Annotated in this window: 10 protein-coding genes; all 10 read left to right on the forward strand. The window is 62.1% G+C overall.

The window, feature by feature from the left end:
* Nucleotides 1-909 (forward strand): ABC transporter substrate-binding protein (locus tag VFW93_RS09915; RefSeq protein ID WP_329693836.1); only part of this gene is annotated, 909 nt, incomplete at its 5' end.
* A gap of 103 nt (nucleotides 910-1,012) precedes the next feature.
* Nucleotides 1,013-2,038 (forward strand): branched-chain amino acid ABC transporter permease, encoded by a 1,026-nt coding sequence (locus VFW93_RS09920; protein WP_329693837.1) that lies wholly within the window; start codon nucleotides 1,013-1,015, stop codon nucleotides 2,036-2,038.
* Nucleotides 2,039-2,043: 5 nt separating this feature from the next.
* The gene (locus VFW93_RS09925; RefSeq protein WP_329693838.1) at nucleotides 2,044-3,336 is read left to right on the forward strand and encodes a branched-chain amino acid ABC transporter permease; all 1,293 of its coding nucleotides are present in this window, start codon (nucleotides 2,044-2,046) and stop codon (nucleotides 3,334-3,336) included.
* Between the two features lie 24 nt (nucleotides 3,337-3,360).
* Nucleotides 3,361-4,164: an ABC transporter ATP-binding protein gene (locus VFW93_RS09930; RefSeq protein WP_329693839.1), complete on the forward strand. Its 804-nt coding sequence runs from the start codon at nucleotides 3,361-3,363 to the stop codon at nucleotides 4,162-4,164.
* Nucleotides 4,165-4,169: 5 nt separating this feature from the next.
* Nucleotides 4,170-4,865 (forward strand): ABC transporter ATP-binding protein, encoded by a 696-nt coding sequence (locus VFW93_RS09935; RefSeq protein ID WP_290673297.1) that lies wholly within the window; start codon nucleotides 4,170-4,172, stop codon nucleotides 4,863-4,865.
* Between the two features lie 216 nt (nucleotides 4,866-5,081).
* On the forward strand, nucleotides 5,082-7,187 hold the full coding sequence (locus tag VFW93_RS09940; RefSeq protein WP_329693840.1) for a 3-hydroxyacyl-CoA dehydrogenase NAD-binding domain-containing protein: 2,106 nt from the start codon (nucleotides 5,082-5,084) through the stop codon (nucleotides 7,185-7,187).
* A 140-nt stretch (nucleotides 7,188-7,327) separates the two neighbouring features.
* Nucleotides 7,328-8,107 (forward strand): crotonase/enoyl-CoA hydratase family protein, encoded by a 780-nt coding sequence (locus VFW93_RS09945; protein WP_329693841.1) that lies wholly within the window; start codon nucleotides 7,328-7,330, stop codon nucleotides 8,105-8,107.
* Nucleotides 8,108-8,190: 83 nt separating this feature from the next.
* Nucleotides 8,191-10,065 carry an acyl-CoA dehydrogenase gene (locus VFW93_RS09950; RefSeq protein ID WP_329693842.1) on the forward strand — a complete coding sequence of 625 codons (1,875 nt, stop codon included), beginning with the start codon at nucleotides 8,191-8,193 and terminating at the stop codon, nucleotides 10,063-10,065.
* Nucleotides 10,066-10,126: 61 nt separating this feature from the next.
* Nucleotides 10,127-10,408 (forward strand): Dabb family protein, encoded by a 282-nt coding sequence (locus tag VFW93_RS09955; RefSeq protein ID WP_290646365.1) that lies wholly within the window; start codon nucleotides 10,127-10,129, stop codon nucleotides 10,406-10,408.
* 12 nt (nucleotides 10,409-10,420) lie between these two features.
* Nucleotides 10,421-10,707 (forward strand): SDR family NAD(P)-dependent oxidoreductase (locus tag VFW93_RS09960; RefSeq protein ID WP_329693843.1); only part of this gene is annotated, 287 nt, incomplete at its 3' end.

The following is a 10,707-nucleotide window of genomic DNA, read 5'->3' on the forward strand; positions in this document are numbered from 1 at the left end:
CTGGTGGATGGCGTCAACAAGTACAACGAGCGCAACCCCGGCAAGGAAATCGTCTACCTGAACTATGCTGCGGTGGACCCTGATCTGACCAACAGCAAGTGCAGCTATTGGCACTTCCGTCTGGATGCCGACACCTCCATGAAGATGGAGGCGCTGACCACCTTCATCAAGGATCAGAAGGACGTGCAGAAGGTCTATCTGATCAACCAGAACTATGCGCACGGCCAGCAGGTCTCGAAGTTTGCCAAGTCCATGCTGGCGCGCAAGCGCGCTGACATCCAGATCGTGGGTGATGACCTGCATCCCCTGGCGCAAGTCCGCGACTTCGCCCCGTATGTGGCCAAGATCAAGTCATCTGGCGCCGATACCGTGATCACGGGCAACTGGGGGTCCGACCTTGCGTTGCTGGTCAAGGCCGCGAACGAAGCGGGTCTGAACGTCAAGTTCTACACCTACTACGCCAACTTCGGCGGCACGCCCACCGCGCTGGGCAAGGCTGCCGATGGTCGCGTCTACCAGGTGGGCTATGGTCACTACAACATGCCCGGCCTGAACGCGACCCTGGTCAGCGAGTTCAAGAAGCGCTTCAATGACGACTACTACTCGGCCGCCACTTATTCGGGGCTGACGATGCTGGCAGAAGGCATGGCCAAGGCGAAGTCCACCGATCCGGTGAAGGTGGCTGCCGCGATGGAGGGCTTGAAGTTCAAGAGCTTCAACGGTGAAGTCGAAATGCGCAAGACGGACCACCAGTTGCAGCAACCCCTGTTCATCGCCAAGTGGGCGCCGGTGGATGCCAAGAACAGCTACGACGTCGAAAAGACGGGCATGACCTTTGTGCCTGTGAAATCGTTCGACTCGTACGTGTCGAGCACCCCGACGTCCTGCCAGATGAAGCGTCCGTCGTGATACGAGCGGCCTGTGGCATCTTCAATGAGTTGCCCGGGCCGATGAATGTGGGCAGGCAAGGTGGCGCAGCGCCTGCCCCGGTTTCACTCGTGCGCCGCGCCTGATGGAAACCTTCGTCGTCTTCTTTCTGAATGGCATCAGCTACGGGCTGTTGCTGTTCATGCTCAGCTCCGGGCTGACGCTGATCTTCAGCATGATGGGTGTGCTGAACTTTGCACACACCAGCTTCTACATGCTGGGTGCCTATTTCGCGTACATGATCGCTGGCATGGTGGGGTACTTCCCGGCCTTGATCCTCGCGCCTTTGCTGGTGGGGGTGCTGGGTGCCATGTTCGAGCGATACAGCCTGCGCAAGGTGCATGTATATGGGCATGTGCCGGAGTTGTTGATCACCTTCGGCTTGTCCTACGTCGTGTATGAATGCGTGCGGTTGATCTGGGGCCCGGCCAACGTGGACTACCGCATCCCCGAGTCGCTCAGCGGGCCTTTGTTCACGGTGGCCAACGTCAAGGCGCAAGGCCTGCAGTTCATGCTTGGCGCTGGCGATCAGGCGATCTGCGGCCTCGCTGCCGGCAATTCCTGTACGCAGTTCCCCATTTACCGTGGCTTCATGGCCCTGGTGGCCTTGTTCATGCTCGGCGCCTTGTGGTTGCTGCTCACACGCACGCGCATCGGCTTGATCATTCAGGCCGCGCTGACCCATCCTGACATGGCGCAGGCGCTGGGGCACAACGTGCCGCGCGTGATGATGGGCGTGTTCGGTGGCGGCTGCGCACTGGCTGGCCTGGCTGGCGTGATCGGTGGCAATGCCTTTGTGACTGAACCCAATATGGCGGCCTCGGTGGGTGCCATCATCTTCGTGGTGGTGGTTGTGGGTGGCATGGGCTCCCTTGCGGGGGCCTTCCTGGCGTCTTTGCTGATCGGCTTGCTGCAGACCTTTGCGGTGGTGGCCGATGTGTCAGTGGCCACCTTCATGCAAAGCCATGGCCAGACGGTGAACTACGAGCACTGGTCTTACCCGCTGCTGAAAATCACGGTGTCGCAGATGGCACCGATCCTGCCGTATCTCCTGCTGGTGTTGATCCTGATCTTCAGACCCAAGGGCCTGCTGGGCACACGTGAGGAGTAATGAGCATGTCCAGCAATGTCTATCGATTTCGCCCTCTGAACGTCGGCCGCTGGGTGCTGTGGTCGGTCTATGCCCTGGTGCTGTTCGTGGCTCCGATGTTCTTCAAGAGCAGCCTGGCCATGACCATGCTCACGCAGATGGGCACAGCCATCATCGTCTGCCTGTCGTACAACATGCTGCTGGGGCAAGGTGGCATGTTGAGCTTCGGGCATGCCGTGTATTCCGGCCTGGGCGCGTTTGCGGCCATACACACGCTCAACAAGGTGGGCGCAGGCGATTGGTCCGTTCCGGTCAGCCTGATCCCGATCATTGGCGGCTTTGCAGGGCTGTTCGTGGCGGCCCTGTTGGGCGCCGTTACCACCAAGAAGTCGGGCAACACCTTTGCCATGATCACGCTGGGCGTGGGTGAGCTGGTGTGGAACATGTCGCTGATGCTGCCGGAGTTCTTTGGCGGCGAGGGCGGCATCAGCAGCAATCGCGTGGTGGGACAGCCCTTCATGGGCATCACCTTCGGGCCGCAGATTCAGGTGTACTACCTCATCGCCGTGTACTGCTTCATCTGCACGGTGCTGATGTTTGCCTTCACGCAGACCCCCTTGGGGCGCATGCTCAATGCGGTGCGCGACAACCCGGAGCGTGTCGAGTTCATAGGTTATGACACGCAACGTGTGCGTTACATCGCCTTCATGATCGCGGGCTTCTTTGCCGGTATCGCAGGTGGCCTGTACGCCATCAACTTCGAGATCGTGACCGCTGAAGTGGTCGGCGCGCAGCGCTCCGGGGCCTATCTGCTGTTTACCTTCCTGGGTGGTTCGCTGTTCTTCTTCGGCCCGATCATCGGCGCAGTGCTGATGGTGTTCGCGATGGTGATGCTGTCGGAGCTGACCAAAGCCTGGTTGCTGTATCTGGGGCTGGTCTTCCTGTTCATGGTGATGTTCGCCCCCGGCGGCATAGCCAGCCTGCTGATGATGAACGTGCGCCTGGCCGCATACGGCATGTTGCGTCGCCTGTGGGGCACGTATGCGGCACTGGCCGGCGCAGCCGTGCTGGTGGTGGTGCCCTTCGCTGCCATTGTGGAGATGGTCTACCACGTCAAGCTCAACGAGGCGCTGGGCCCTGTCATGCGCTTTGCGGGTGTCGAGCTCAATACGCAGCTTGGCGCCACCTGGGGCATGACCGTGTTGGCGCTGGCCGTGGGTGTGGGCTTGTTCGAGTTGGTGCGCCGACGCTTCTCGCGTCAGTGGAACCAGATCCAGGAAGACATCGAGGCGCAGATGGTGCGCCAGCAAGCGCATTGATCGGGGTTGAGCATGAGTATGTCAATGCAAGCAAACACGTCGGCATCGAGGATGGCCCTGGAGCTGCGCCAGGTGCGCAAGTCTTTCGGCAAGACCGAGATCATCCGGGGCGCCGAGCTGGCGGTAAAGGCCGGTGAGCGTGTGGCCCTGATCGGGCCCAATGGCGCGGGCAAGTCCACCTTGTTCAACCTGATCAGCGGGCGCATGGCCCCCACGAGTGGCGAGATCCTGCTCAATGGCGAGCCCATTCATGGCCGCACGCCTTACGACATCAACCGACGCGGCCTGGCCCGCAGCTTTCAGGTGTCCAACCTGTTTCCGCGCTTGACGGTGTTCGAGAACATCCGTTGTGCGGTGCTGTGGTCGATGGGGGAGCGCTATACCTTCTGGCGCTTTCTGTCGAAGATGGACAAGGTCAATGCGCGCGCCGAAGAGGTGCTCGACATGATCCACCTGCGTCGCAAGCGTGATGTGCATGTGTCGGCGCTGACCTATGCCGAGCAACGGGCACTGGAGGTGGGCGTGACCATTGCAGGCGGCGGTGACGTGATTCTGCTGGATGAGCCCACTGCCGGCATGAGCAAGTCCGAGACGGCCAACTTCGTGAAGCTGATCCGTGACGTGACGGTGGGCAAGACCCTGCTCACGGTCGAGCATGACATGGGCGTGGTGTTTGGTCTGGCCGATCGCATCGCGGTGCTGGTGTATGGCGAGGTGATCGCCTTTGACACGCCGGAGAACGTGCGGGCCAATGAACGCGTCAAAGAGGCTTACCTGGGTTCGGTGCTGGCGCAGAGCCAGGCGGCCGAAGCTGAAGCCGGAGTCTGAACACCATGCTGAGCATCCAGAATCTGCACGCCTTCTACGGCAAGAGCCACATCCTTCACGGGGTGGACATGGAGGTCAAGCCTGGTGAGATCGTGAGCCTTCTGGGCCGCAATGGCTCGGGGCGCTCCACCACCATCAAGGCCATCATGGGCCTGGTGGAAGGGCAGGGTTCGGTCAAGTGGAACGAGCAGGAACTGCTGGGTCACAAGACCTATGACATCGCGCGACGTGGCCTGGGCTATGTGCCCGAGAGCCGCGATGTGTTTCCCAAGCTCACGGTGGAGCAGAATCTGAGACTGGGCATGAAGGCCGGCTCGAAAAAGGGCCGCTGGAGCCTGGACGACATGTACCAGATGTTCCCGCGCCTCAAGGAACGCCAGCACACCGAAGCCGGTGTGATGTCTGGCGGCGAGCAGCAGATGCTGACGCTGTGCCGCACGCTGATGGGCGACCCGGACCTGATCATGATCGATGAACCCACCGAAGGTCTGGCGCCCAAGATCGTGGAGCTGGTCGGGCAGTATCTGAAGGAGCTGCAAAAGCGCGGCCTGGCCGTGCTGCTGGTGGAGCAGAAGCTCACCATCGCGCTGGACATCTCGCAGCGCTGCTACGTGATGGGCCACGGCGAGGTGGTTTTCCACGGCACACCGGATGAGCTGCGGGCGGATCAATACACCCGCAAGGAGTGGCTGGAGGTCTGAGCCACCGGGGCGCAGATTGACGCAAAGTGCACGTGCGTCTAGGTGTTTTCACGGGGTGGTCGCGCGCCTTTGCAGAGTCGGTGCACAATGTTCACCAATTCGTACAATGATTCTTGTCAGAATTGATGGCTGAGGATCATTGAGCGCGGTGCATGTGCCTTGTCGGGCTTTTTGTGCCGCGGTGTTCCCTTGTCTTTCATCGAGCCCGAGATCGCCATGAGCACCTCCTACCAAGTCACCGACGGCGTGGCCGTCATCACCCTGGACAACCCCCCCGTCAACGGTTTCGGGCAAAGCACGCGAGCTGGTGTCGTCGATGGCATTGCCAAGGCGAATGCAGACAGCGCCGTGTCGTCGATCGTGATCACGGGTGCAGGCAAGGTGTTCTGTGGCGGGGCGGACATCCGCGAGTTCGGCACGGCCAAGATGGCGGCCGAGCCTTCCTTCCACACGGCCATCACGGCGGTCGAGCAATCGGGTAAGCCGGTTGTGGCGGCCATTCACGGCGTGGCCATGGGCGGTGGGCTGGAGCTGGCCCTGGGCTGCCACTATCGCCTGGTGGTGCCGGGCACACAGATCGCCTTGCCGGAAGTGAACATCGGCATCGTGCCGGGTGCAGGTGGCACGCAGCGCCTGCCCCGCGTGCTGGGTGTCGAGACCGCTTTGCAGATGATCACGAGCGGCGCCTCCGTGCCCGCCGAGAGGCTGGCCAAGGCCCCGGGCCAGAAGCTGTTCGACAAGGTGGTGGACGGGGAACTGCTGCCCGCCGCCATCGCCTTTGCCAAGGACGTGGCGGCCGTGCGCCCACTGCCTTCCGTGCGCCAGTTGAGTGTGGCCGCGCCCGCTGATGCCGAGGCCTTTGCCAAGGCTCGCGCTGATCTGGCCAGGACCCGCAAGAACCTGGAGGCACCCCAACGCTGCGTGGATTGCGTGGAAGCCTCGACCAGGCTGGATCTGGACGCAGGCCTGGCTTATGAGCAGGACGTGTTCGCCAAGCTGGTGACCAGCGACCAGGCTCAAGCCCTGCGCCACGCTTTCTTCGGCGAGCGCGCCGCCAGCAAGATCCCCGATGTGCCTGACAACACGCCCGTGCGTGACATCAAGCGCCTGGCCGTGATCGGCGCCGGCACCATGGGTGGCGGTATCACCATGTGCTTCCTCAACGCCGGCATCCCGGTCACCTTGCTGGAGATGAAGCAGGAGGCCATCGACCGTGGCGTGGGCATCATCCGCAAGAACTACGAAGCGCAGGTGGCCAAGGGCAAGCTGGCTCAAGAGAAGTACGAACAGCGCATGAGCCTGCTGACCACCACGCTGAGCTACGACGACATCGCGCAGGCCGACATGGTCATCGAGGCCGTGTTCGAAGACATGGGCGTGAAGTCGCAGGTCTTCACCAAGCTCGACAGCATCATGAAGCCCGGTGCCATCCTGGCATCGAACACCTCCACGCTGGACGTGGACAAGATCGCCGAAGTGACCAAGCGCCCGGGCGATGTGGTGGGCCTGCACTTCTTCAGCCCCGCCAACGTGATGCGCCTGCTGGAAGTGGTGCGCAGCAAGCACACAGCCAAGGACGTGATGGCCACGGTCATGCAGGTGGCCAAGAAGATCAAGAAGGTGGCGGTGGTGTCAGGCGTGTGCGATGGCTTCATCGGCAACCGCATGTTCGAGCAGTACGTGCGCCAGAGCTTCTTCCTGATCGAAGAAGGCGCCACGGTGCAGCAGGTGGACAAGGCCGCCGAGGCCTTTGGCTGGGCCATGGGCCCCTTCCGTGTGGGCGATCTGGCCGGCAACGACATCGGCTTTGCCATCCGCAAGCGTCGCAAGATTGAAAAGCCCGACGTGATCTACAGCCCGGTGGGCGATGCCATCTGTGAGCTGGGCCGCTTTGGTCAGAAGACCGGCAAGGGCTGGTATGACTACGAAGTGGGCAAGCGCGAGCCCGTGCCTTCGGCTGAAGTGCAGGCCTGCATCGACAAGGTCCGTGCAGACAAGGGCATCTCGCCCCGCGCCATCAGTGATGAAGAGATCGTGCAGCGCCTGATGCTGGCCCTGGTCAACGAAGGCGCGCTGATCCTGGAAGAGGGCATTGCCTCCAAGGCCTCCGACATCGACATGGTCTACCTCACGGGCTATGGCTTCCCGGCTTACCGCGGCGGCCCCATGCTCTACGCCGACATGCTGGGACTGCCCAAGGTGATCGAGCTGATGAAGGGCTTTGCGGCCACGGCCAGCAGCGATCCTGCTTTCTGGACGCCGGCCCCCTTGCTCGTCAAGCTGGCCGCAGAAGGTCAGCGCGTGACGGGCGGCAAGGCCTGATCGCGGGCTGAGGCCCTCGTCAGTCGATCGGTCGCCGATTGCACGACAACATGATGGATCAGACGATCTGAACCCGAGGTCTGCATGGCGCTTGCCATGCGGGCCTTTTTTTGTGCCTGAATTCACAGCGAGACACGCGCATGTCCTACATCGAAACCCGCCAGGTCGGACACATCCTGGAGATCAAGGTCAACCGGCCCGAGAAGCACAACGCCTTGTCGCCCGAGATGTACCGCGACATCGCCAAGGCCTATGGGGAGCTGAGCCGCAACCCTGATCTGCGCGTGGCGCTGCTGTACGGCGAAGGCCAGCACATGACGTCCGGTGTGGAGCTGGACAAGTGGGCGCCCATCTTTGGCAATGGCAAAGGCTTCGAGATCGGTGAAGGTGAGATCGATCCCTTCGGCCTGACGGGTGAGCGGCACAGCAAGCCTGTGGTGATGGCGGTGCAGGGCAACTGCTTCACCTGGGGTGTGGAGATCATGCTCAACACCGAGGTGCGTGTGGCGGCAGACAACACGCGCTTTGCGATGCTGGAAGTCAAGCGCGGCATCTTCCCTTGCGCTGGCGCCACCCTGCGTCTGCCCAGACAGATGGGGTGGGGTGCGGCACACCGCTATTTGCTGACAGGTGAATACTGGTATGCGCAAGAAGCCTTGCGTACCGGCCTGGTGCAGGAAGTGGTGCCAGCGGGCCAGCAACTGGCGAAGGCTCGCGAGATAGCCGAGCAGATCGCCAAGGCTGCACCCATGGGTGTGCAGAACGTGCTCAAGTCCACCCGCCTGGCATGGAACGAAGGTGAAGCTGCTGCTGCCAAGGCGCTGTTCCCCAATCTGCTGCCTGTCATGCAAAGCATGGACGCCCTGGAGGGCATCCAATCCTTCCTGGAGCGTCGTGAGGCCGTGTTCAAGGGCCGCTGACCTTGCTTCGTGCCTTTGACCATTCACACTGACGCGCTGTTGACAGCGTGCCCCGATATCACCGCATCACCTGAGTCGAGACCATGACCCACCGCGCCACCGTTGACTTCCTGCTGTACGACTGGCTGAACGCCGAAGGCCTGTGCCAGCGCGAACGCCACACCGAGCACAACCGCGAAACCTTCACCGCTGTGCTGGATCTGAGCGAGAAGATCGCCACCGAACAGTTCGCCCCCATCAACCGCCTGACCGACATCCACGAGCCGGAGTTTGATGGTGTGACGGTGACGCTGCCCAAGGAAACGCCCGTGGCCATGCAGGCCTTCAACGATTCGGGCCTGATGGCGGGCAGCAAGGACGCCGACATCGGTGGCATGCAGTTGCCCACGGTGGTCGAGATCGCGTCGATGAGCTTCTTCTACAAATCCAGCGTGTCGCTGGCCGCGTACCCGATGCTCACGCGCGGCAATGCCAACACCATCCTGGCGCACGGCACGCCCAAGCAGATCGATGTGTTTGCGCGTGGTGGCTTTGAAGGCCGCACCTTCGGCACCATGTGCCTGAGCGAACCCCAGGCGGGATCGAGCCTGTCGGACATCGCCACCAAGGCCGTGCCCGATGTGAACGGCGATGGTACCGGCATCGACTGGACGCAGGACACCCTGGGCCCACGCTATCGCCTCACCGGCAACAAGATGTGGATCTCGGGTGGCGAGCACGAGATGGGCGAGAACATCGTGCACCTGGTGCTGGCCAAGATCCCCGGCGAAGATGGCAAGCCCGTACCGGGCGTGAAGGGCATCTCGTTGTTCATCGTGCCGCGCAAGCTGGTCAAACAAGATGGCAGCATCACCGCTCAGCGCAACGACGTGGCGTTGGCCGGCTTGAACCACAAGTGCGGCTACCGTGGCACGGTCAACACGCTGCTGAACTTTGGCGAAGGCAAGTTCCCGGTCAATGGCCAGGCGGGTGCCGTGGGCTACCTGATCGGCAAGCAGGGTGAGGGCCTCAAGTGCATGTTCACCTTGATGAATGAAGCCCGCATCAGCGTTGGCCTGGGCGCCACGATGCTGGGATATGCAGGCTATGAGGCTTCGCTGGAATACGCGAAGCAACGCCCGCAAGGCCGCCACATGAGCGCGGGAGGCAAGAACCACAGCGCGCCGCAGATCCCCATCATCGAGCATACCGATGTCAAGCGCATGCTGATGATGCAAAAAGCCATCGCCGAAGGTGGTCTGGCCCTGGGCCTGCTGTGCGCGCAACTGGTGGACGATCAACACACGGGCACCGGCGCCGAGGCCGAGAAAGCCGGCCTGCTGCTGGAGTTGCTCACGCCGATTGCCAAGAGCTGGCCCAGCGAGTGGGCGCAGGAGGCCAACAGCCTGGCCATCCAGATCCTGGGCGGCTATGGCTACACGCGAGACTTCCCGGTGGAGCAGTACTGGCGCGACAACCGCCTCAACATGATCCACGAAGGCACGCACGGCATCCAGGGGCTGGACCTGCTGGGCCGCAAGGTGGTGATGAACGGCGGCAAGGCCTTGAGCGTGCTGGCCGAGCGCATCAGCGAAACGATTCAGAAGGCAGGGCAGGTGGACGGCCTGGCCGTGCACGCGAATGCCCTGGCGCAGGCACTGCAGAAGGTGGGGGCCACGACCAAGGCCGCCTGGTCCACCGGTGTGCCTGAAGAGGCATTGGCCAATGCCACGCCTTATCTGCAAGCCTTTGGCCACACGGTGCTCGCGTGGATCTGGCTGGAGCTGGCGCTGGCCGCCAAGGCCGCACAAGCCAAGGGCGAGTGGGACAAGAGCCCGCTGGGCGATGGCTTCCTCAAAGGCAAGCTCGCTTGTGCAGACTACTTCTACCACTTCGAGCTGCCCAAGATCGACGCCTGGCTGGGCGTGGTTGCCAAACGAGACCTGACCTGCGCACAAGCCCAGGCCGACTGGTTCTGATCATCAACCCATCACCTGATCATCTGATCGGATCACCCAACAACACCGAGAGAGACAAACCATGTTGAGACACATCGTGATGTGGACGCTCAAGCGCCCCGAAGACGCCGCCAAGGTCAAGGCCCTGCTGGACAGCTGCAAGGGCCTGGTGCCCGGCATGCATGAGTTCGACGTCGGCATCAAGACCGAAGGCCTCGAAGCCAACTGCGACGTGGTGCTGGTGTCCACGTTCGAGAGCAAGGATGCACTGGCTGCCTACATCCCTCATCCGCATCATCAGGGCGTGGTGGCACAGATCCGCGAGATGGCGGCCACCCGCCACGTGGTGGATTACAACGTCTGAAGCGAGGGCAGCATGACGGAAGCACGCAAGGTACAACAACTGTTCGACCTGACGGGCAAGAAGGCCCTGATCACCGGCGGCTCGCGCGGCCTGGGCCTGCAGATGGCCCATGCATTGGGCGAGGCTGGTGCCAAGGTCGTGATCAGCTCGCGCAAGTCAGCTGATCTGGAGTTGGCCGTGCAAGATCTGCAAGCAGCTGGCATCGATGCACGCTGGATTGCCGCAGATGCCGGCAAGGCCGACGACATCCAGCGCCTGGCAGACGAAACCCTGGAGCGTGTGGGCGATGTGGACATCCT

The organism is Aquabacterium sp. (assembly GCF_036279675.1).
Classification (GTDB): domain Bacteria; phylum Pseudomonadota; class Gammaproteobacteria; order Burkholderiales; family Burkholderiaceae_C; genus Aquabacterium.